Here is a 22,305-nt window from a genome sequence, read left to right as displayed (position 1 = left end):
TGTCGGATACAAAACCAATCAAGCGTCAGCAGGCGACGCCTCGTTCTGGCGGCGCGCAATCTCGTTGCGGTAAAGCGAGATGAAGTCGATGTTTTCAAGGTTCAGGGGCGGGAAGCCACCGTCGCGTGTAATGTCGCTGACAACACGACGCAGGAACGGGAATATCATGCGCGGGCATTCGATCAAAAGGAATGGGTGCATCTGATCGTCGGGCACGTTTTCGATGTGGAACATGCCGACATAGTCGATTTCCAGAACGAACAGGACGGTATCGCCCTCTTTGGCCTTGGACGTAATGTTCAGCTTGATCGCGGTCTCGTACTGGTTGTCGACCGGGCGCTTTTTGGCATCCAGATTGACCTGCACCTGCACATCTGGCTGTACGTCGGGTGCGGCACCCTTTTGCGCGACGATATTCTCAAACGACATATCGCGGACATATTGCCCCAGAACGCGCATCTGCGGCTGCGGCGGTGTTGCTTGTTCTTCGGCCATCACATTTCTCCCAGAGGCAAACGAATTTTGCCCCTCGTATCAGCTTGGGTCAGGGGCCTCAATGCTTGGTCCAGCCGGATGGTTGATCACTTTGTGGTCGATCCGGCGTCACATCTTCATAGGTGCCATCAATGGCCTCCGATTGGTGCGGTGGGGTTGGGTGAGACGAGAAGGTCGAGACCTTGATCCTGGTCCGGGCCCAGTTGAAGACGGCGACGCGCACCCCCGGTACCAGCAGGGCAAAACCGACAGCATCCGTAAAAAACCCCGGCGTCAGCAGCAATGCGCCGGAAAACAGGATCATCGCGCCATGCGCCAATGCTTCGCTTGGATCCTGCAACTGGTTGAACGACGATTTGACTTGGCCAAGTGCCTGAATGCCTTGCGCACGCACCAGATAGGTCCCAATCACCGCCGTGATCACCACGATCAGCAGCGTCAGTCCCAACCCGATTGCGCCCCCGATCTGGATAAAAAGCGCGATCTCGATCAGCGGTACGAGAAGAAAAGCAACAAACAGCCACATCTGCGACATCCTTTCCAACGACCATTCCGGTCACCCAGTGGACTTGGTGCCACCTTGCACCTACATAAGATGCTGACGTGGCCGTTGCCACCCAGCCCCGCTTAACGAGGTATGAATGAACTCTCCGCTGATCCAGTTGCTTGTGCTTGCAGGCATCGCTGTCTTTCTTATCCTGCGCCTGAAAAACGTGTTGGGCACCCGCGAGGGGTTTGAACAGCCCCCCGTGCCCAAACCGATGAATGATCGCCGGCGCCCCGACCTTGAAGTGATCGAAGGTGGCCCCGATCTTGATATCACCGACCACGTTGACGAAGACAGCGACGCGGCCACAGCGCTGACCGAGATGAAGCGGATGGAGCCGTCGTTCAACGTCGCTGATTTCCTTCAAGGGGCCCGCGGTGCCTATGAGATGATCGTGATGGGTTACGAGCGTGGCAATCTGTCCGAAATCCAGCCGTTCCTGTCCGAGGAAGTTTACGAAAGCTTTGTTGACGGTGTGGCCGCCCGCGAAGACCAGGGGCTGACCATTGAGGCGGAATTCATTGGCGTGCGCGAGCTGAAGTTGATGGACGCGACCTTTGATCAGACCACCGGTGAAGGCGAGTTGACGATACGTTTTGTCGCCGAACTGACATCTGCTGTTCGCGATCAGGGCGGAGATATCATAGAAGGCAGCCTGACAGAGGTGAAACGGCAGAAAGACACGTGGTCTTTTGCGCGAACCATGGGGGCTGACGACCCAAATTGGCTATTGGTGTCTACAGACGCGTAATCCGATTTTGTGCCGGTGCGATATGTGCGGTTGCGAGTGTGATGCCTGCAACCGCTGAGATACGTTATACGGTCATGGATTTTGGCACGTTGGATGGTTGGGCCGATGATGATCACGCTGCGGCCCTGACGGTCTTTCGAAACACCTGCCGGGATATGAAAAGTCCGGATTGGTCGTCGCTGTGCCGTCTGGCTGCTGACGATCCAAACCCCCGTGCCTTTTTCGAGCTGTTCTTTCGCCCCGTGATGATCGAGGACGGGCAAGACGCGCTTTTCACCGGCTATTTCGAACCGGAACTGGAAGGCTCTTTGCGCCGGAGCGCGCGTTATCGCTATCCAGTCTATGCCATGCCGCCAGAGGCGCGGGTGTCTCGGCCATGGTTGACCCGCCGCGAGATCCTGACCGGGGATGCAATGGTCGGCCGTGGTCTTGAGATCGCGTGGGTTGATGATCCGGTCGAGCTGTTTTTCCTTCAAATCCAAGGGTCTGGCCGCATCCGCTTGCCAGGGGGGCGCATGATCCGCGTCGGCTATTCCGGGTCAAACGGGCATGAATACCGCTCGGTCGGGGCTGAATTGATCCGTCGGGGCACCTATGAACCACACCAAGTCAGTGCGGAGGTCATCAAGAACTGGGTGCGGCGCAATCCGACCCTGGGCCAGGAATTGCTTTATCACAGCCCTTCTTATGTATTTTTCCGTGAGGTCAGCGAAGTGCCGTCTGACCGCGGCCCGTTGGGTGCCATGAACCGGTCGATTACCACGATGCGCTCCATCGCGGTTGACCCGGCGTTTGTGCCTTTGGGCGCGCCGGTCTGGGTCGAGAAAGATGGCGAAAACCCGTTGCGCCGCTTGATGATCGCCCAGGACACCGGGTCGGCGATCAAAGGATCGCAGCGGGCTGACGTATTCTTTGGAACTGGTGACAAGGCAGGCCGTGAGGCCGGGCGCTTGCGCGATCCGGGTCGGATGATGGTGCTGATGCCGATCCAGCGCGCCTATGCCCTGCTGCCCGAAAGCGCGATATGACCCGCCGTCGTTTGCGCCCCGAAGAAGAAGAGTTGTGGCGTCAGGTCGCCTCCAAAGCCGAGCGGCTGCATCCGGAAAAGAAACTCAAGCCTGAAGATTTTGTCACAACGCCCACGCCAAAACCACGGCGCAAAGCAGTTTTTGAGTCCGCCCCAACTGTTCCGGTTCCGAAGCCCTCTAAACCCACAACCTCTTTGAGCTTGTCGCCCACAATTGCGGATCATGTGAACGGCCAGCCTGTGCAAATGCATCGCAAGTCCTTTGATCAGATGAAGCGGGGCAAATTGCGTCCCGAGGCGAAGATTGACCTGCATGGTATGACGCTTGACCGCGCGCATCCTGCACTGACCCGGTTCATTCTCTCGGCTCAAGCCGACGGCAAACGGTTGGTTCTGGTCGTCACTGGTAAGGGCAAGGCGCGCGACGATGGGGGGCCGATCCCCGTGCGCTTTGGCGTTTTGCGCCATCAGGTGCCGCAATGGCTGTCGATGCCACCGTTGTCCTCGGCGATCCTGCAAGTCTCGCAGGCGCATCTGCGCCACGGTGGCGGCGGCGCATATTACGTCTATCTACGCAAGCTGCGCTAGGTCGGTGCGGGCCCGGCTGATCCCTACCCACATCGCCAAAGTTGCCATCACGAAATAGACGGCCACCCCGATATATTGCGTGTTCAAGTCGACCTCCAGATCGATCAACACGCCAGTGATCCCGGGGCCAAGTGCTGAGCCCAGAACCATGACGGCAGCGGCCATGGCCTTGATCGACCCGATAAACCTTGTGCCATAAAACTCGGCCCAGAACGCATTGGGCAAGGTCGAGTTCGCACCCGAGGTCAGCCCGAAGAACACAAAGCCAAGCATGGCCGTGGCCAATGTGTTTGCATTGGCAAAGATCAGAAAGGCGATGACCATGGGCAGTTGATAGAATGGGACGAGCCGCACGGTGCCAAACCGATCCAGGGCAATCCCTGACAACACCATCGCTGCAATCCCCGTCACGGTGTACACCGGGAACAGTCCAACAAGTGCCAGATGGCTCCAACCCTTCAGACTGGCGAAATAGGCCTGATGGAAAAAGAACGCGGTGCCAAAGGCAGAAAGCCCTAGCAGGGCTGGCACCATAAACCAGAACAGCGGATGGCGCAGCGCCTCGGTTCGCGTCCAATGCCGCTCTTGCATCCCGAAACTTTGGTTTTCATGGGCCATGGACTGCGGCGTACGTTCCTCGCGCAGCAAGGCCAGCACCAGCGGGATGCCCGCGAGGGCGATCAAGGCCGCCACCACCCACAAGGCGCGCCAATGGAACACCGACATCAACGCGACAAAGGTGAGCGGCAAAACAGCCTCGCCTACTGAAAAACCCAATGTCGCCACGGACAACGCGCGCCCACGTGTCGCAACAAACCAGCGCGCCATTGCGACCACCGCGATGTGGCTTGTCATGCCTTGCCCCGTCAGGCGCAGGGCAAAGATCACGACCGGCAGTAAAATGGCGTATGGGTTGACGGCCATCGCGAGGCAGGCGAGCGCCAGAAGCAGCAGGACCCAAACGCCCAATGTGCGGGCACGGAACATGTCCGTTAGTCCTCCGGCCCAGATCATCACAATGGCGGAGGCTGTGGTGCCGACGGCATATATCGTGCCCCAGCCGGCATGGCTGAGCGTGAAATCAGCCTGAATCTTTGCCGCAAAGATCGAGATGAAAAACGTCTGCCCGAATGATGACAGAAACGTCAACAAAGTACCCGCGGCCAACCAGCTTCGGTTTTCGGTCAGGAACTCAAAGAGGCCGGGCCGGATGGGTGCCACTATCGATCTGCCGCAGAACGGGGGATCGGGCGTGTGGCGCCTCCGCGCGACACGATCCGGCGTTGCCCGGAAACAACCACCGTCGATCCTGAACGGCCGCGCAAAAAGCCGCGATCCAGATCCGACGACCTGCGCAAAAGCTGGATCAAGGCAGGCGATCCGCCAGCGACAAAGTGGTTCGCGGATCGGCGATCCGAAAACTCGGTCACATCAACCACGGTGATCGGCAAGTCGCTGACTTCATTGGCGTTGGCGATATTACCCAATTGCGACTCCACACCGCGCAGACGTGACGACACCCGCAAGACTGCATCCTTGCGCGACACGATGACAACGAACCGTTCGGGGACGGATTGCAGACGCGCCATCTGGCTGCGGAACACATCGACGTTGATGTCCGGTGAGATCAAAATAATGGCTCCGATATTGCGGGCCGCCCATCCCGGCTCTGCGATATCTAGCTGGCGGAGCGTTTCCATCACCAGCGCGCCACCCATCGAATGGGCGACCAAAACGATATTGGGCTGGCCCGCAGACCGAACCGTACGCAGCAAATCAGCCAGCCCATCGCGCGCAAACAGGGCGCTGTCCCTGTCGTATTCATAGCCCAATGGATTGCCTCGGCTGGGCCAGGCGTAGCTGACATGCGTGCCCGGAATTTCAAGGTCATGGGCCAGTTGCGCCATTCGAAAGGCGGCGTCGGAAAAGCTGTTGTTGAACCCATGCACAAATACGGTGACATCGCGCGATTTGCTGGCGTCTATCTTTGTCCGCAGACCGCTGGCAAAGCTGCGGCTGTCCGCAAATTTCGCCAACTCTGCGATGACAAAATCACGCTCGGGTTTGGGCTTGTCGAACCCGTCCGACACGCTGCCAATCTCGCGCTGGGGCGGGATCGAAACGGTTGCCTGCAAAAATTGCAGGGATGTCGCGCGATCAATGCCATACTCGCCCGCATCGTTGAGTTGCCGCGTCGTGCCAATGAATACGGTCTTGTTCAGCCCGAAATTCAGCGCGTCCGGAACGACCGGGGCTGCGGTGCGATCATTGCAGCTTGCCAACGCAAAGGCCAAGGCGATGATCATCCAGCGCATGTCCATACCGTTCGGCTCAGTTGCGTCGGATGTATCGGAGACGACACCGTAGGGCTAGAGCACATACCGGCTGACATCGGTCGAGCGCGCCAATTCGCCCAAATGCTCTTCGACAAAAGCGGCGTTCACCGTGATCTGTTCGCCGCCGCGATCCGGCGCGGTAAAGGACAACTCCTCAAACACACGTTCCATCACGGTATAAAGCCGCCGTGCCCCGATGTTTTCGACGCTTTCGTTGACTTCGGCGGCGATGCGGGCCAGCGCGCGGATGCCTTCGGGTTCGAATGTCACCGTGACCTCTTCCGTCGCCATGAGAGCGGCGTATTGCAGCGTCAGCGCGTTGTCCGTTTCCTCGAGAATCCGTACGAAATCATCTTCGGTCAGCGCGCGCAATTCGACCCGGATCGGCAGGCGGCCTTGCAGTTCGGGCAACAGGTCCGAGGGCTTGGCGATGTGAAACGCGCCCGATGCGATAAACAGGATATGGTCCGTTTTGACCGCCCCATGTTTGGTGCTGACGGTGGTGCCCTCGATCAACGGCAACAGATCACGTTGGACCCCTTCTCGGCTCACATCGCCGCCACGCGCATCTGACCGCGCGCAGACCTTGTCGATTTCATCCAGAAAAACGATCCCGTTTTCCTGCACCGCCTCAAGCGCGGCTTTGGTCACGACCTCATCATCGAGCAGCTTGTCCGCCTCTTCACCAATCAGCAGATCGTAGCTTTGGGAGACGGTGAGTTTCTTGCGGGTCTTGCGGCCCCCCATGGCTTTGCCGAACAGGTCGCCAAGGTTCATCATGCCCATGTTGCTGCCAGGTTGACCGGGAATGTCCATCATGGGGAACGGGTTTGAGGTGTCGGCAACCTCAAGTTCGATCACGGTGTCGTCCAATTCACCGGCTTTGAGCTTTTTGCGAAACATCTCGCGGGTCCCATCGCGCGCGTCCGTGCCTGTGATCGCTTCGATTACGCGGTCTTCGGCGGCCTTGTGGGCGTTGGCTTTGACGTCCTCGCGCATGTGCTCGCGTGTTTCGATGATGGCGGCGTCCACCAGATCACGCACGATCTGTTCAACGTCGCGACCGACATAGCCCACTTCGGTAAACTTCGTCGCTTCCACCTTTAGGAAGGGCGCGCGGGCCAGTTTCGCCAAACGGCGGCTGATCTCGGTCTTGCCCACGCCTGTGGGGCCGATCATCAGGATATTCTTGGGATAGACCTCATCCCGCAGATCATCGCCCAACTGCTTGCGGCGCCAGCGGTTGCGTAGGGCCACAGCTACCGCGCGTTTGGCATCTGCCTGTCCGATGATAAAGCGGTCAAGCTCGGAAACGATTTCGCGGGGGGTCAGGTCAGTCATGCAATTCTCCTTATCCTGCGATGTAACCTTTCATCACAGAAACGCAACCACGCTCACGTCCGCGTGCGCGGGCATGTAATCTGTGATAGCATCTGCCATGTTGTCCTCACCACAACCCCACGGAGACTTCAGATGAATCGTCGCTCATTTCTTTCCTTTGCCGCAATTGGTCTTGCCACTCTGCCCGCCACCAAATTGCTTGCGGGCGGCCACGGTCGCACGGGCACCTTTGTAGGTGCCAGCAACCATGTCACCACCGGCACCGCCGAAATCGCTGGCAATCAGGTCAACCTGTTGGCCGACTTCACCTTTGATGGCGCGCCCGATCCTAAGGTCGCTCTGGGCAAGGACGGCTATGACAGCTCGACGCTGATGGGTCTGCTGACTTCGAACGAAGGCGCGTCAAGTTATGCAATCCCTGCAGGCATCGACCCAAGCGAATATAACGAAGTCTGGATTTGGTGCGAAAAGTTCAATGTGCCCCTTGGTGTTGCCAAGCTGAACTGATCCGATCGCGATATTTGAAGAAGGGGCCGCAGCATCGCTGGCGGCCCTTTTTTATGACAGTTTGGCGCTGAAGATTTCGTCGGTCATCATGGTGTCAAACCAATGCGGATATCGTTTGCCCGCCGGTGCAACGGAGTTCAACGCCTCGACCTCCTCCGCAGACAGGGTGAGCGTGGCCGCAGCCAGCGCCGCCTCCAGATGACCCATCTTCGACGCTCCAAAGATCGCCGTGTGATCCGCACGCTGTGCAAGAACCCAAGCTAGCGCAATTGTCGCCGGATGTGCCTCATGCGCTTTTGCGATATCGTTTAGCGTCGAAATCGCAAGCCGCGCGGTTGCCTTGTCGATATCCAGAAAATCGCCACCCTCGGCCAGCCGCCCATCACCGTTTTCAAGGTTGTCAGGATCATATTTGCCTGACAGCAAGCCGCCCGCCAGCGGTGACCACGCCATAAGCCCCACCCCCATTTCGACCATCATAGGCAACACATCCTGCTCGATATCGCGCGCGACTGTGTTGTAAAGATATTGTCCAGCTACAAAGGGCGTCATCCGATGATCGCGCTGGTATTGGATCGCGCGCGCACCATGCCAAGCAGGCCAGTTCGAAAACCCGATATAGCGAACCTTGCCGTGATCAATTGCGATTTGCAGCGCGGCGAGGGTTTCTTCGAGTGGGGTCGTAAAGTCGGTCTTGTGCAGCACCAGCAGGTCGATGTGATCGGTACCCATTCGGGACAGGCTGCCCTCGATCTGTTTCATGACATGGGTTCGGCCAAGGCCCGCATCATTGATCTGATCGGACTGGCGAAACCCCAGCTTGGTGCAAATCACGGCCTCGTTGCGGCGTTTGCCAAGGGCCTTGCCAAGCACCTGTTCAGATTCGCCACTGGAATATCCATCGGCTGTGTCAAAGAAGTTCACGCCCGCATCCAGCGCGGATACAACCATCTCGGTCGCGTCCTCCTGCCCGACCTTGGCCACCCCCGGTAGCCAGTCCGAGCCGAGGTTGAATGTCATCGTGCCAAAGCACAAACGGCTGACGATCAGTCCGCTGTTGCCCATGCGCGTATATGTCATATCACTCATTTCTTAAGGCTTTCCACGGTTAGACGGCCATTGGTGTAGACGCAGATATCCGCCGCAATCGCCATCGCATCGCGCGCCACGGTTTCGGCATCGCGGTCGCTGTCCATCATGCCGCGTGCGGCAGCTAGGGCAAAGTTACCACCCGACCCGATGGCGGCCACATCATGTTCGGGCTCCAGCACATCGCCAGCACCGGTGATCACGAACATGTCCGCGCCGTCTGTAACAATCAGCATGGCCTCCAGCTTTTGCAGGTATTTGTCGGTGCGCCAGTCTTTTGCCAGCTCCACACTTGCGCGGGCAAGCTGGCCGGGAGTGGCCTCCAGTTTCGTCTCGAGTCGTTCAAGCAGAGTAAACGCATCCGCCGTCGATCCGGCAAAGCCCGCAACTACGTCGAACCCCCCGGGGCTGAGCTTGCGCACCTTTCGGGCCGATCCTTTGATCACGGTCTGACCAAGCGAAACCTGCCCGTCACCGGCAATCACCACCTCGCCGCCCTTTTTGACGCCGATAATCGTGGTCCCGTGCCATCCGGGAAAATCGGAATGAGGCATGCTGTGTCTCCTGTTCTTGGGCTGCTCTTTATATGCGCGGTTCGCCCGGTGGCTTCAATCCGTTCAGGCAATGTGCTTGGATAAGTCATGGTATTTGGCCGATCAGATCCGCGCGTGACGCAGGCGCTTAGGGAATGGGACACGGTCGCGCCGGACCTTGGCATGGACCCACGGACCTACCGATCCAAATTGATCTGGCAGAAGCAGGACAAAGGCCGCTCGCATGTGGTGATCGGGCTGAACGGACCGCGTCGGTTGATTCTCAAGCGGTTCTTCGAGGTGCCTGAAGATGCCGCATTGATCGAAACAGTGGCCGCGCAGCGCGATGCGTTCGAGAGGTTGCGCGAGAACGGCCAAGCCCACGCGCCCGAGGTCTTATATGCCTCGCCAGACGCTGGTTTTGTGCTGATGGCCGAGGCGACGGGCAAGACGCTGAATGATCACCTCGTTGCAGGGCGCGCCCATGCACCGTTGTTGCGTCGGGCGGGGGCGTGGTTGGACGCCTTCCACCGAAGCGGACAAGTTGAGCGGCGCACCTATCAGCCAAAGTTCATGATAAACCACATGGCGCGACTGTCAGAGTCGGTAGCGTCTGGCGATCTGCGAGTGAACGAAGCGGAGGCTTTCATAAGGTGCTGCGCAAACTTGCCCCAAATGGCGGTGCATGGTCAGGAAACCGTTTCGACGATCAAGCATGGCGATTTCAATTTGCGCAATATTCTGTTGGGGCCGGATGGTGCAACCGGTCTTGATTTCAAACCGATGACCAACGCGCCTGTGGGCTTTGATATCGCGCGGCTGCTGATGGACTACGCCGAGTTGTTTCAGCCCGAGCGGCAGTTTCTTAACGACGAGACCCTTGACGCGTTTTTCGATGGGTACGATTTGGTGTCGCGAGATGATCCGGGAGTGCGGTTTCTGCCTTATGTCCAGCTGCTCACCGATTGGCGCACGGTTCCGGCGGATGCGGATCAGCGCAGTTGGCGGCAAGATCAGCGGATGGCGGCGATTGCCCGACTTGCCGACGTCGCCTTTTGCACAACAAAAAACGGCCCCTGACGATCAGAGGCCGCTTTGAATTTCTAAAGATAAGCGCCGGCTCAGATCGACTCTTCGATCCAGCTTTGCAAGGCCGCTTTGGGTTTGGCACCGGCCATGTTCGACACGACCTCACCGCCCTTGAACACGAACAGCGCCGGGATACCGCGCACACCCATCTGGGCGGGAGAGTTCGGGTTCTCGTCCACGTTCACTTTGACGATTTTCACTTTGCCTTCCATCTCGGCCGACAGCTCTTCGAGCGCTGGGCCGATCTGTTTACAGGGGCCACACCACTCGGCCCAGAAATCCACAACAACGGGGACATCGGAATTTTTGACTTCGGCGTCAAAGGTTGCGTCAGTTACGGCCACGGTCGCCATTTGGGTCTCTCCTGCAAGGATCAAGCGTAGGTGAGCAACCTAAGAACCCCCCCGCCCATCGTCAAGATATTGCGTGGCCGATAGCGCCGCTGTCACGATATCGTGCGGCAGATGCATCAGTGTGGCGGTATTGGTCCACAAAACACTCAAGCGAATGCGATGGGTCGGATAGATTTGGGCGATGGCATGAGCGTAAGCGCCCATTTGGCGCAAAATGCCGTCCGGGCAAGTGTCGGGCGTCGTTGGCACAGCGCGGTTCGTCTTGAAATCCACTACGTGCACGGTGTCGTCGTTAATAATCAGACGGTCAATATTTCCATGCAGGCGCTGGTCACCCATGTTCGCTGTCACTGGCACTTCGGCCAAGGTGCCCCGTGCAAAAACATGGCCAAGATCAGGTGCCGCTAACACCGCAACCGCTTCTGCAACTGCCGCAGACTTGAGCTCATCCGCCAGCTTTGAAGCAAGAGTTGCCACCCGCGCCGCCGCATCGCGATCCTGTGCGGGCAACGGCGCCAGCGTCTCAAGCAGGTTGTGTACAAGAGTGCCATAGGCTTTGGCGGTATCCTCATCCATGCCATCACCGGGCATCGCCTTGGCCCCACCCAGGTTCGACGGCAATATAGTCACCATTTTGGGCGGCAGAGCGGGTGCAGGTTGCTCATAGATCGCGGCCAGCGCGGTTGATGCGGACAGGTCGGGCGCGGCGTCACTTGTGTCAGCGAAATCCCATGCCCCGTGTTCCATTCGCAGACCAAGGCCCACAGGCGTCTTTAGATCCACCGCATCATGCGCGGTCATGGCGGTGCCCACGCGTTGGTGCCAATCGTCACCATTGCGATCCAGATCTCCGGACGCGCCGACGATCAACCACTTTTCGGCCCTTGTCAGAGCCACATAAAGCAAGCGCAGCGACTCCTGGCGCTGTGCCTCCTTCATCTCGTCCAGCCGCGCCACCATCGCATCTGGTTGCGCGTCAGCCGGGGATTTCCAAACCGGAACGCCCTGCACTTCGATCACATCATCGCGGATCTGAAGGGTTCGTTTGCCACATTCGGGCAAGATCACGATGGGCGCCTCCAGGCCTTTTGATCCGTGCACCGTCATTACCCGGATTTGGTTCGACTTGCTGTCAATCTGGCGTTTGACCTCAAGATCGTCCGTCTCCATCCATGTCAGAAACCCGGTGAGGCTGGGGACCGAGGCGCGCTCATAGGCGAGTGCCTGCGACAGCAGTGCGTTGATCCCATCTTCGGCCTCCGCGCCCAAGCGCGCGAGCAGGCGTCGGCGACCCTGATGGCGCGTCAACATACGCTCGATCAGATCATAGGGACGCAGGAAGTCGATGTTCTCGCGCAGGTCGAACAGGGTCGAGACCGTGTCGGGAAAGGCTTCGATTTTGGTGCGCAGCGCGGCCCACAAATGAGTCTCTGCCCGCCCGTTGGCCAGGGTGAACAGCGCTTGTTCGGACCAGCCGAACAAAGGTGATCGCAGCGCGGTCGCAAGAGAAAGACTGTCATCGGGGGTCGCGAGAAATGACAGCAGCGCACCCAGATCACGCACCGCCGTTTCGGCTCCGACCTTCAGACGATCCGCGCCCGCGATAGGAATATCAGCCTCCTTGCAGGCCCGAATGATATCCGAAAATATTCCGCCGCGCCGCTGCACAAGGATCAGGAAATCCTGCGGCTGAACGGGCCGTCCGCCCGTCTTGTCGGGGATCAGCGTCTTGGCATCGATCATCTGCTTGATTTGGCCTGCAATGGCTTGCGCCAATATACGGTGCTGGTGCTGTGGATGGCGGCGATCCACCGGATCGAACCAATCACGCTCTGCCTCTTTTTCCGGTTTGGGGACCAGCGGCCAAAGGTCCACGCGACCTGGCAGATCGGGGTTAAAGGCAATGTGCGTATGGGTCCCGTCAAAACCAGCCGAGGCCGCGCCTTGGAACACGGAGTCTACCACTTTCAGGATCGCAGGCGAAGATCGAAACGAGTGATCCAAGGTCAATCCGCGCAGCTCTTGATCCGATTCAGCTAGTTTAGAGCCGAATTCTGACTGCATCCGGTCAAACTCACGCGGGTCAGCCCCTTGAAAGGAATAGATGCTTTGCTTTTTGTCGCCGACCACGAAAATGGTGCGGACAACTTCGGCGCGGGCACCTTGCCCGGACGAGAACTCTTCGGCGAGTTTGCGGATCACGTCCCATTGGGTGGGGCTGGTATCTTGCGCCTCGTCCACAAGAATATGATCGATGCCGCCATCAAGGCGGTAAAGCACCCATGCCGCGACATCCTTATCGTTCAACAGCGCCCGCGCCTTGTGGATCAGATCGTCAAAATCGAGCCAGCCGCGCCGCTGCTTGGCGGTGTCATAAAGGCGCACGAAACGGTGGGCGAATTGGTGCAGGACAACCGTGCGCTCTGCTGCCTCAAGCGCAAGACGGCGGGGCCGCGCATCAGCGACCCTTTGCATCAACCCATTCAGCGCATCCATCATGTGAGAGGCGGCGTCCCGCGTCGGCTTCGTTGGAAAACTATCGATCTTGGCCGTGTGCGGTGCCTTGGTTTTCGCCCCAAACACAAACACACTGATCAAGATCGGCAAGGCGTCGTAATCAAGTCGCGTGAGGGTTCGCAGCTTGTCAGCGGCCTTGGCATCATTGCCGCCTTTGGCTGCAAGAAGAGGGATAAGATCCTGGATCATTTGCCAGTCACCGGGCGCAAACGCATCGTGCACAATGCGGTCACGATCCAGACCCGGTGGTTGGCCAAACAACGCCAGCGCCTGATCCATCGTCAGGTCCGTGAATTGATCCGTGCCGCCGACGATTTCCTTGGTCAGTTTCAGAAAATCCTCGCCCGTATATTGCGCTGCGAGGGCTCTCAGGGCGGCCGCATCCGCACCATCTGCCATTTGATCGACGAGTTCGGCACGCAACAGATCGGCAGCGCGATCTTCGATTTCGGTGAACTGCGGACTGACCCCTGCCTCAAGTGGGAAACGCCTTAATAGAGCCGCACAAAACGAGTGGATCGTCTGGATTTTCAAGCCCCCCGGCGTCTCGATCGCGCGCGCGAACAAGGTGCGGGCATGCGCGAGGTCGCAGGCATCGGGGGTCCGTTCCAAGCCCAAATCCGCCAAAGCGGTGCGCAAGGCGTCATCATCCAGCATCGCCCACGCGCCTAACCGTTGGAACAGCCGGTTCTGCATCTCGGAGGCGGCGGCCTTGGTGTAGGTCAGACACAGGATGTGCTGCGGTTCGACATCCTCAAGCAGCAGACGTGCAACGCGGTCCGTCAGAACGCGGGTCTTACCCGACCCTGCATTGGCCGACAGCCATGTCGATGCCATGGGCTGCGCCGCCATGTGCTGACGTTGCGTGGCGGCGTTAAGCTGCGTCATTCCAGCACCTCTGGCACGGGCAAATCCGTCACGTCCCATTCACCAAACCGCGCCAGTTGGTCGTAATCGCGGCTTTCGCGTTCTTCGTACAAGGCGCGGCGCGAGGTATAGCCCTTGTCCCCTTCGAGGTAGGCCCCCAGCAGACCAACCAATTCGGTCAGAATGTGGCCGGGTGGTTCGTCCATCAATGGCGCGTCTTCGATCCGTGGATTTGTTCCCAATCCTATGAATTGCGCACCACGCACCGTACAGGGGCCAAGTTCGGCAAAGGCACCCTCTTCCACCATGGCAGCCTCAATCAGCAACTGTTTGTCGAAATGCTTTTGCTGATCCTGAGTCGGAGGCGATCCGGTTTTGTAATCGTACAGAATGACCCGCGCTTCCGCGTCCACATCTATCCGGTCTGCCCGCCCCTCAAGCGTGGTTGCGATTGACGGGATTTGAAGAATGCCCTTGGCCTTGTTTTCGAACAGCGTTGGTTTTGCGGTGGATTGCCGGACCTTTTCCGTTTTGACGATCCAGGCCGCGGCCCGTTGGAACCGTGCCAACCACAGGGCGCGGGCTGCGGGCCACGGCACCTGATCCGTCAAAATCTGATGCGCATGGGCCATCAGATCATCCACGGTCAGAGTGCTTGGGTCGTCCAGTGTCGTTTTGACAAATCGCTCCATCACCTCATGTGCAAGGATCCCCCTCAAAAGTGCATCTGGGGTCTGAACCAAGGGGCGCAGCGCGCGCAGCCCGAGGCAGTGTTTGGCATATATCGCGTAAGGGTCGCGGATCAGGGTCTGGATTTCGGTAACCGTATAGCGCCTTGGGCGGGCGGCTACCGGGGGGCAGGGCGCAGGGCGGTGCGCCTTGGGCGCAGGCAGGGTGGTATCAAGATGTTGCGCGCGGGCCAGCCACAGGTCGCCTCGCGCGCGCATCTGGTCCCAGACGTCCGGCGCGCCTTGCTGGGTTAGGCCGGTCAAAAGGTTTTGCAGGCGGTTCACCCAACGAGACGGCACTGTCTCTGCGTCGTCTGATCGAATTGATCGGGTCAGCCATACCTTGGAGGCGGCAATGGCCTGTTGAAAGTCATGCGCAGACAGGCCAATCTTGCGCTCTGGCAGCAGCAGCCCGGCGTCCATACGCATCTTGCGATTCAGCCACGGATCAGGGGCGGGCGGTTCGGGCCAAGTGCCGTCGTTCAGGCCAGACAGAATCACAAGATCGGCCCCCTGCACGCGCGCCTCGAGCGTGCCCCAGATCATGATGGATGGGTGGGGCGCGTCCGGGTCGCGAACCTCATCCTGACTGAGAACGGCATTCACCAAGGACACATAATCCGACGCGGTCATCACGCCGCCAAATGGGGCCTGTTCGACCAGATCGTCCATCGTGGCACGGGCGGCTTTGCCAGCCTCATTCTTCCACAACAAACCCGGATCGGACGCCGCCTGACCGGCGGCGATGCTATGGGCCAGAGTCATATGGCGCGCAACCCATGTCGACAAATCAGCGGTGACGTCGGTGCACTGATCGCAAAGGTGGTCGGCGATCCAATTGGCCCAACGCTCCATCGGTTCGGGCGCGTTCTTGTCAGCCTTGAGCGCATATCGGATCAAGCCGTCGCGATCAGGATAGGGCAGCCCGTCATTGCGGATCACCAGTTCGAGCTTTTGAGTGCTGAGTTGATGCAGATTCCGGTGATCGCCCGAATGCGTCAATGGATGCTTGAGGAGGGTCAGCAACGCCTCAGCATCGAGCGCCTTGTCAAACAGACCCGCGACATGGCGCAAAAAGCGGCCAGGTGGTGAGACGTTCACGGGCGTGCCCGCACTGTCATCGGGAATGATATTCCAACGGTCAAGTGCGGCGGTGACCTGACGCGACAGCATGCGATCAGGCGTGATCAGCGCCGCCTTTTCCCCCGTTTCGGCGGCTTGGCGAAGGCGCATCGAAATGGCTATCGCCTCGGCGCGGGGGGTTTCCGCCTCGACCAGTGTGATATCTTGCGTCGCGGTTTCAAGATCGTTGAGGAGCGGCCCCTCGCGCCGCCATGCATCCGTCACGGGCGCGGGGCGCAGGGCCAGCGATACGACCTTATTGCGCGATACGCAGACCGGTGCGTTAGAAGACCATGCTGGAATCGCGCCGGGCGACAGATCCAACGCCCGCGCCAGTTTCAGGAACCTGAACTGAGGGTGGTCCTCGCCCCCGGGATCGGTGGCCATCGTCTCCCAAACGTCGGCAGGCATATGGGTGTCGAGGCCCGGCAATATCGCAGCACCCTGCGGTAGACGCGCGATGGCCTGTATTAGCAACTGCGTGGTGCCCCGCGACCCGGTCGATCCTGCGATCAGGATCGGATCAACGGGTGGCTGATCGATCCAGTGCGCCATCAATCGCAGCACCGTTTCGCGTTGTCGCGCCTCTGGGTCCGGCGCGCCGTCTGCGGCATCGATATATGACTGGGCGATGGCGATGAACGATTGCGCCCGTGCCCAGTGCCCGGATTGATCGGACACATCAAGGCCCGCGATATCGCTGGCGGTTACACCTTCGCCCTGCATTTCGTCCATCAGGGTGGCGAGGCTGTCGGCCAGATCGAAACTGGCTGTGTCGGGTGCAAGATCAGGCTGTTGTTCGATGAGTTTGCTGACCAGCGTGACCAGCTCAAGCCGTCGCCGCAACGCCGAGGCGGGTGGTGGCAGTGCCGTGCCCGGCAACAAATCATCAAGGTCGGTTAGCATTCGGATACGGGGCAGCAAACGCGGCGGGCCTGCGTCAAACAGGTCGCGCATCCGTCGTGCCATCCGGCGCGTGTTGACGAACAAGGTGACCCGGGCCCAAGCCTCGGGCGGTTTGCCCCTAAGCCGCTCTTCAAGCCCCTGGATAACCGCGACAGGAAAATCGACGCCCATCGCGCATCCAAACAGGCGTGGTTGGGGTTGCGGCTTAAACATCCGAATGCGCCAGCATCGCTTCGGCTTGTGCGATCCCCTCAGGATGGCCAACATCGCACCACTGACCCGGGTAGCGCAGGCCAAACAGCCGCTGTCGGGTGTGGATCATGTCCCAAACAACGTTCAGCGAGAACGCGGCATCCTCAACGTCGTGCAACAGGTCGGTTCTGATGATCTGTGCGCCGCCATACACGGTGTCGCCGCCACGGCTCAGACGGCCATCCGCATCCATCGCAAAATCGCCCGCTCCGTCACGCCCTTGGACCTGAGCCATGGGTACGCAGATCAACAAAGCGTCCATTTTTTCCGGATCCCAAGCGTCCAATAAGAGGCGCAACGGGTTCGGCCCAGCCCATATCGCGTCACTGTTCAGCGTGAAAACCGGGTCGCGCCCCAACAAGGGCAACGCGTTACGCAAGCCCCCGCCCGTGTCGAGAATGTCTGGCTCCTCTCGCACCGTTTTGACTTCCGAGCCTTGCAAGTGCGCCTCAAGCATCTCGGGCAGGTAATGCAGGTTTGCCACGATCGGCGATGCGTCTACTTCGCGCGCAAGGTCCAATGCGCAATCAATCAAAGGGCGTCCGCCCACAGGGACCAACGGTTTGGGTTGGCGCGCTGTCATGTGCCGCATCCGTGTCCCGAACCCGGCTGCAAACAGCATCAGCGCAGAGGGAACGTGGCGCATTGATCTTTCAGCTCTTGCAGGATTTTCGGGGTTGGTACGGGCAAGGCCGCGTTGATCAGCGGCGCGATGTCGGACAGCGCGGGATGCGCCAGATTGGTTTGGATATGCCCCCAGACGCGAGGGATCAGATCGACATAATGTGGCTTTCCATAAGCCATCGACAGGCGGGCAAACACACCGAGGATGCGCATGTTGCGTTGGACGCCCAAAAGCGCGTAGGCGGACTGAAATACTGTCCGGTCCGCCCCGGTTACGGAGAGATACCGATCCTGCATTCCTTGCGCGATATCGGGCACCACATCGCGCCGCGCATCCTGCGCAATCGACACCAGATCGTAAGCGGGATGGCCCAACATCGCGTCCTGATAGTCAAGCAAACCAACCCGCTTGTAGCTCTGCCTGTCGGGCATCCAAATCAGGTTCTCGGCATGATAGTCGCGCTGGATCAGCACTGAGGGTCCCGCATCCAGCGGCGCGAGGGCGGCATGAAAGGCGGTGCTGAACGCCGCCTTGGCGGCTTCGTCGATGGATCCGATCGCACCGCGCCGATACCAATCAAAAGCCAGCGCGGCGAGTGGGGTCATGGTATCCGCGTTGTAAGGTGCAAGACCTTTGATCGACGCATCATGAAGGTGGACAAGAACATCGACCGACGCGTCGTAGAGGGTAATCTCGACACTGGGATCTGCGGCCATGACACGCGCGAACAGATCGTCGCCCAAGTCTTCGATGAGCAGGAAACCATGTGCCGTGTCGTGGGCATAGATCTCGGGTGCGGATAATCCTGCATCCCGCAAATGGGTGGTGATATTGATAAAAGGTTGGACGTCTTCCCCTTTTTCCGGCGGCGCATCCATCAGGATAACGGATCGGTGGCCATCTTTGGTCAAACGCTCGTACCGTCGGTTCGATGCGTCGCCTGCCACCACAACGCGGGCGGCATCTGCCCATCCGGCAGATGACAAGAAGGTGTCAGTCAGCTGCGCGCGCTCAGACATGTTGCACCATGCCTTGCAGTCGCTCCACCCAACGTGGGGCCGTCCACGTAAGAGTGGCGGAGCGCGCGTCACCCTCCGGAACGATATCGATATTGAGCGCATTTTCAGGCTGTAAAGCCCCTAGTCTATCAGGCCATTCCACGAGGCATATTGCATCCTCAAAGGCTTGGCTGAGGCCCAATTCATCTACCTCTGTATCCGCGGTGATCCGGTAGAGATCGGCGTGCCACAATGCCCCAAGCGATGTGTCGTATTGCTGCACAAGCGTGAAGGTAGGGGACGGCACGTCCTCGGGCGCATCGAGGACAGACTGGATCAGCGCGCGTGCAAAATGGGTCTTGCCCGCCCCGACGGGGCCGTTCAACAACACCACATCCCCGGCAGTCAAACGCGGCCCCAACGCGACCGCGCAACGGGCGGTGTGGTCGGCGTCTGGCCAATCAAGAACAAGAGGGCTTTGGATCATTCCGACAACCTATCGGCATCCCCCGGCGCTGCAAGCAGAATGACCCTATGCGTTGACCAGCGGAGGGTTGACGGGCTGTGGCGCAATTTCGGCAAACCGGATCACGGTCGCACCTGACACGATAGGATGCAGATGCACCCGCAGCGGTCCTTTGGTTTGATGCCTAATCTGCGCGTCCCACGCGGTCCGTTCACCCAGTTTCATCACATAATCGCGCATGTCGCCCCATGCGGGGTCGGGGTCAGAGACGGCTTGCCACTCTTTCATGGCATCCACGATTGTGACGTCAGCAAAGCTGTTGTCCGGGTCCATTTTCCACATCTCGCGGTAAGCCGCATTGCAGAATGTCAGCACGCCCGCGGACGAAAATGCGACGAGCGCGTCGTCGAATGTGTCCATCAGGGACTGCCCCATTTCCAACTCGGCCCGGAAGTTGCGGGCCAGCGAGATTTCCGCGGTGATATCCTCGATCAGAAACGCGACTGCACCATCGGGATGCGGCCTGCCAATGACCCTGAAGGTGTGACCAGTGTCGAGCGTCCATGTTTCCTGATAACTGCCGTGGGTCGCGGCGGCGATCACCTGCGATATCTCGTGGCGCCATGATTTGTAGTTCTTGGGTTCAGGCATAACCCGATTGTCCCGCAGCCGATCAAAGAACGATAGCAAATCAGGCCGCGCGCTCAGGAACTCAGCGGGAAGCGAGGTCAGATCGACGAGCGCGGGATTGAACAGTGCCAATTGTCCGTTGCGATCAAAAATAGCGAGACCAATCGACAATTGGGCAAACGTCTTGGCCAGCGTTTGTACAAAGTTACGCTGCGCAACCTCGGCCTGAATAACTGCATCAATGTCCACCGCATGAAAGACGATCACACCGTCTGCGCGTGTTGCGGTGACGTTGTACCACTGCGTCGCATCGGTGTTGGCGATTTTGACGGGTACCCTCAGCGTTTCCTTGTTTTGCAAATCATTTGCGGCAACATCAAAAAGCTGCTTTTCCGCGTCGATCTGCGCAATGGAGGACAGCGCAGCATGGGCCTCATTGTGCCACGCTATATTGCCCTGCGCGTTGGTGAGCCAAATCGGATAGGGCGCGTCGCAGGCCGCAAGCCGAAGCGTGTCCAACTCGGCCTCCATCGATTTGAGGTGATGCAGGGTGCCGGGATCGATCAAGGCGTCCTGCTCAATGACAACGCGGGTCATGTCGTTTTCGCGGCTCAGATGCAGAACGCCGGGATCGTCACGTGCTGTTGCGCTGAGGGTCAAACTGTTCACATCCTGCAAGTCCTCGGCAGGCGGCAGACCCGGAAACCGTAAGGACAAGCCGGCGCGCAAGGCGTGCCAATCGGTTTCGGAGGCATCGGTCTTCATCACGGACTTTGCGCCCCGCGATGCGTGTTCCAAATTCAAGTCCGAGAACAGGAAGTGCAGCCCTTGTGCAGTGCCATCCGAGCCCGGCCGGCGCTGGGAGGTGGCGCGCGACAAAAAGATCAAACCGGCCATCACCGACACGATTGCGCACCCACCTACAAAGAACATTTCGATCATCGACACGCCGCGTGACCCTTCGCCTAAATCAGCCTCGGCTTATGCGTCATCGAAGTTAACGCACCGTTAACTGTGTGGGATCACGACGAAGTTGAAACAGTGGGTTCAGGTCTGAATTTGAGCGTTATGTCCGGTGCGAATGGCATAGTCTCCGGTTCGCGCATCGACCTTGTTGCGCGGCCATGAGACCTGAACAATCGCGCCGATATGTTTGTCCGCAGGCGTGGACACTGCATAGGGATCGGACCCGTTGGCAAAGGTCAGCTCGGCACCGGACCGTTCCAGCAAGGTCTTGGCAATAAACAGCCCCAACCCCATCCCTTCGTATTCGGGTCGTTCGTGCTGATCCGATCCGGCCTTGCGACGGCGTACAAACGGATCCCCGATCCGACCAAGCAACTGGGGCGGAAAACCGCGCCCATCATCAATGATGCGCAAAGTCACCCGCTCGGCCGTCCAATGCGCTTCGATCCAGACGGCGGTTCGGGCGAAATCGACAGCGTTTTGGATCAGGTTGCGCAGGCCGTGGATAATCTCGGGTTGGCGCAGGATTGCCGGCTGGTCCATCTCATCACCCGCGTCGGGATCATGAGTGTATTCCACCAGTTTGCCACGATGTGCATGGGGTTCGGCTGCCTCTTGCACGACGGTCATGAGAGGGGCTTGGCGCAGATGCAAATCGTCTTTGCCCGCCCGTCCCATATCTCGCAGGATATCGCGGCAACGGTCGGCTTGCTCGCGGATCAGGGCGGCATCGTCGCGCAGTTCGGGGTGATCTGCCAATTCGTCAATCAACTCGGCGCTTGTCAGCTTGATCGTGGCCAGCGGAGTGCCAAGTTCATGCGCCGCGGCGGCGACGACACCACCCAGATCAGTCAGTTTTTGTTCGCGGGACAAGGCCAGTTGGGTGGCCGACAGCGCGTCGGACATGGAGTGGATTTCAGACGTGACCCGGCGCGAATAGAGACCAATAAAGCAAATTGCGATCACCAGAGCGATCCAGTTGCCAAAAACGAAAAGGTCCGGAATGCGCAACACAAATCCATTCTGGGTGCGCAGCGGCAGATGATAATCTGACAGGACGGTTACGATCACAATTGCCGCTGCACCGACTAATACAGTCGAGCGGGTGGTCAGCACTGCAGCCGAGATTGTCACAGGCCCCAGCATCAGCAACGCAAAGGGGTTGTTCAGCCCACCGGTCAGAAATAACAGGAACCCAAGCTGGAGCAAGTCAAACAGAACCATCAGCAGGTTCTCTGACTCCGTAAGCCGCTTGTTTTCGGGGAAGACGAAGATCGCGATCAGATTGCCGATCACCGACACGCCGACTGCCAGATAACACAGGCCCAACTCCAATTGCAGGCCGTACATCCGCTCGGCCACAGTCAGTGCGACGAGCTGGCCGACAATGGCCACCCATCGCAGCAAGATCATCGTGCGCAGTCGGATCCAGTTGGACCGCTGCTGGCCTGTCAGAAGGCCGATATCGGGTTGCGCCATTGTGTCACTACTTCGTTTGTTGATCTCTGGGCGGGGGTTGATAGCTAGGGTTCTGCATTCACCCGCGCGGCCCTTTGGCCTGAAAGGATTGTC

20 protein-coding genes are annotated in these 22,305 nt (G+C 59.1%); 5 read left to right on the top strand and 15 right to left on the bottom strand.

Going from position 1 to position 22,305, the window contains the following annotated elements; all coding sequences use genetic code 11:
• Positions 1-18 precede the first annotated feature (18 nt).
• Together secB and Q0908_RS04925 are read right to left on the bottom strand one after the other, a co-directional pair.
• Positions 19-495 carry a protein-export chaperone SecB gene (gene secB, locus Q0908_RS04930; protein WP_299281484.1) on the bottom strand — a complete coding sequence of 159 codons (477 nt, stop codon included), beginning with the start codon at positions 493-495 and terminating at the stop codon, positions 19-21.
• Positions 496-553: 58 nt separating this feature from the next.
• A complete protein-coding gene (locus Q0908_RS04925) occupies positions 554-1,021 on the bottom strand; it encodes an FxsA family protein (protein ID WP_299281483.1) in 468 nt (155 codons plus the stop codon).
• A 115-nt stretch (positions 1,022-1,136) separates the two neighbouring features.
• On the opposite strand from Q0908_RS04925, the gene Q0908_RS04920 reads away from it, so the two are divergent.
• The 3 genes from Q0908_RS04920 to Q0908_RS04910 are packed head-to-tail and all read left to right on the top strand — an operon-like array spanning position 1,137 to position 3,408.
• Positions 1,137-1,793, top strand: a complete 657-nt coding sequence (locus Q0908_RS04920) for a Tim44/TimA family putative adaptor protein (RefSeq protein WP_299281482.1) — start codon at positions 1,137-1,139, stop codon at positions 1,791-1,793.
• Positions 1,794-1,834: 41 nt separating this feature from the next.
• Positions 1,835-2,821 (top strand): murein transglycosylase A, encoded by a 987-nt coding sequence (locus Q0908_RS04915; protein ID WP_299281480.1) that lies wholly within the window; start codon positions 1,835-1,837, stop codon positions 2,819-2,821.
• Positions 2,818-3,408, top strand: coding sequence for a Smr/MutS family protein (locus Q0908_RS04910; RefSeq protein ID WP_299281478.1), 591 nt, complete (start codon positions 2,818-2,820; stop codon positions 3,406-3,408). The genes Q0908_RS04915 and Q0908_RS04910 overlap by 4 nt, the downstream gene beginning before the upstream one ends.
• On the opposite strand, the gene Q0908_RS04905 is transcribed toward Q0908_RS04910, so the two are convergent.
• The 3 genes from Q0908_RS04905 to hslU are packed head-to-tail and all read right to left on the bottom strand — an operon-like array spanning position 3,391 to position 7,085.
• Positions 3,391-4,629 (bottom strand): MFS transporter, encoded by a 1,239-nt coding sequence (locus Q0908_RS04905; protein WP_299281476.1) that lies wholly within the window; start codon positions 4,627-4,629, stop codon positions 3,391-3,393. The genes Q0908_RS04910 and Q0908_RS04905 overlap by 18 nt on opposite strands.
• Positions 4,629-5,723 carry an alpha/beta fold hydrolase gene (locus Q0908_RS04900; RefSeq protein WP_299281474.1) on the bottom strand — a complete coding sequence of 365 codons (1,095 nt, stop codon included), beginning with the start codon at positions 5,721-5,723 and terminating at the stop codon, positions 4,629-4,631. Before Q0908_RS04900 ends, Q0908_RS04905 begins: the two co-directional genes overlap by 1 nt.
• 54 nt (positions 5,724-5,777) lie before the next feature.
• Entirely contained in the window at positions 5,778-7,085 is a 1,308-nt protein-coding gene (gene hslU, locus Q0908_RS04895) for an ATP-dependent protease ATPase subunit HslU (RefSeq protein ID WP_299281472.1), read from the bottom strand.
• A gap of 132 nt (positions 7,086-7,217) precedes the next feature.
• On the opposite strand from hslU, the gene Q0908_RS04890 reads away from it, so the two are divergent.
• The gene (locus Q0908_RS04890) at positions 7,218-7,592 is read left to right on the top strand and encodes a DM13 domain-containing protein (RefSeq protein ID WP_299281470.1); all 375 of its coding nucleotides are present in this window, start codon (positions 7,218-7,220) and stop codon (positions 7,590-7,592) included.
• A gap of 51 nt (positions 7,593-7,643) precedes the next feature.
• On the opposite strand, the gene Q0908_RS04885 is transcribed toward Q0908_RS04890, so the two are convergent.
• A complete protein-coding gene (locus Q0908_RS04885) occupies positions 7,644-8,681 on the bottom strand; it encodes an aldo/keto reductase (RefSeq protein WP_299281468.1) in 1,038 nt (345 codons plus the stop codon).
• A complete protein-coding gene (gene hslV, locus Q0908_RS04880; RefSeq protein ID WP_299281466.1) occupies positions 8,678-9,235 on the bottom strand; it encodes an ATP-dependent protease subunit HslV in 558 nt (185 codons plus the stop codon). Before hslV ends, Q0908_RS04885 begins: the two co-directional genes overlap by 4 nt.
• 87 nt (positions 9,236-9,322) lie before the next feature.
• Between hslV and Q0908_RS04875 the strand changes: the two genes are divergently transcribed.
• Positions 9,323-10,294: a phosphotransferase gene (locus tag Q0908_RS04875; protein WP_299281464.1), complete on the top strand. Its 972-nt coding sequence runs from the start codon at positions 9,323-9,325 to the stop codon at positions 10,292-10,294.
• Positions 10,295-10,335: 41 nt separating this feature from the next.
• On the opposite strand, the gene trxA is transcribed toward Q0908_RS04875, so the two are convergent.
• The 8 genes from trxA to regB form a co-directional block, all read right to left on the bottom strand.
• Complete coding sequence (gene trxA / locus Q0908_RS04870) at positions 10,336-10,656, bottom strand: thioredoxin (RefSeq protein WP_299281462.1); 321 nt, start codon at positions 10,654-10,656, stop codon at positions 10,336-10,338.
• Positions 10,657-10,695: 39 nt separating this feature from the next.
• Positions 10,696-14,061 (bottom strand): double-strand break repair helicase AddA, encoded by a 3,366-nt coding sequence (addA, locus tag Q0908_RS04865; RefSeq protein WP_299281460.1) that lies wholly within the window; start codon positions 14,059-14,061, stop codon positions 10,696-10,698.
• Complete coding sequence (gene addB, locus Q0908_RS04860; protein ID WP_299281458.1) at positions 14,058-17,009, bottom strand: double-strand break repair protein AddB; 2,952 nt, start codon at positions 17,007-17,009, stop codon at positions 14,058-14,060. Before addB ends, addA begins: the two co-directional genes overlap by 4 nt.
• Positions 17,002-17,694: a nucleotidyltransferase family protein gene (locus Q0908_RS04855; protein WP_299281456.1), complete on the bottom strand. Its 693-nt coding sequence runs from the start codon at positions 17,692-17,694 to the stop codon at positions 17,002-17,004. The genes addB and Q0908_RS04855 overlap by 8 nt, the downstream gene beginning before the upstream one ends.
• Positions 17,670-18,692 (bottom strand): phosphotransferase, encoded by a 1,023-nt coding sequence (locus tag Q0908_RS04850; protein ID WP_299281455.1) that lies wholly within the window; start codon positions 18,690-18,692, stop codon positions 17,670-17,672. The genes Q0908_RS04855 and Q0908_RS04850 overlap by 25 nt, the downstream gene beginning before the upstream one ends.
• Positions 18,685-19,158, bottom strand: coding sequence for a tRNA (adenosine(37)-N6)-threonylcarbamoyltransferase complex ATPase subunit type 1 TsaE (gene tsaE / locus Q0908_RS04845; protein WP_299281453.1), 474 nt, complete (start codon positions 19,156-19,158; stop codon positions 18,685-18,687). Before tsaE ends, Q0908_RS04850 begins: the two co-directional genes overlap by 8 nt.
• 45 nt (positions 19,159-19,203) lie before the next feature.
• Complete coding sequence (locus Q0908_RS04840; RefSeq protein ID WP_299281837.1) at positions 19,204-20,709, bottom strand: PAS-domain containing protein; 1,506 nt, start codon at positions 20,707-20,709, stop codon at positions 19,204-19,206.
• 105 nt (positions 20,710-20,814) lie between these two features.
• The gene (regB, locus tag Q0908_RS04835) at positions 20,815-22,212 is read right to left on the bottom strand and encodes a sensor histidine kinase RegB (RefSeq protein ID WP_299281451.1); all 1,398 of its coding nucleotides are present in this window, start codon (positions 22,210-22,212) and stop codon (positions 20,815-20,817) included.
• Positions 22,213-22,305 lie beyond the last annotated feature (93 nt).

This window comes from uncultured Tateyamaria sp. (genome assembly GCF_947494755.1).
Lineage (GTDB): Bacteria > Pseudomonadota > Alphaproteobacteria > Rhodobacterales > Rhodobacteraceae > Tateyamaria.
Note: the sequence above shows the minus strand (reverse complement) of the source record. Positions and strands in the feature narration are given on the sequence as shown.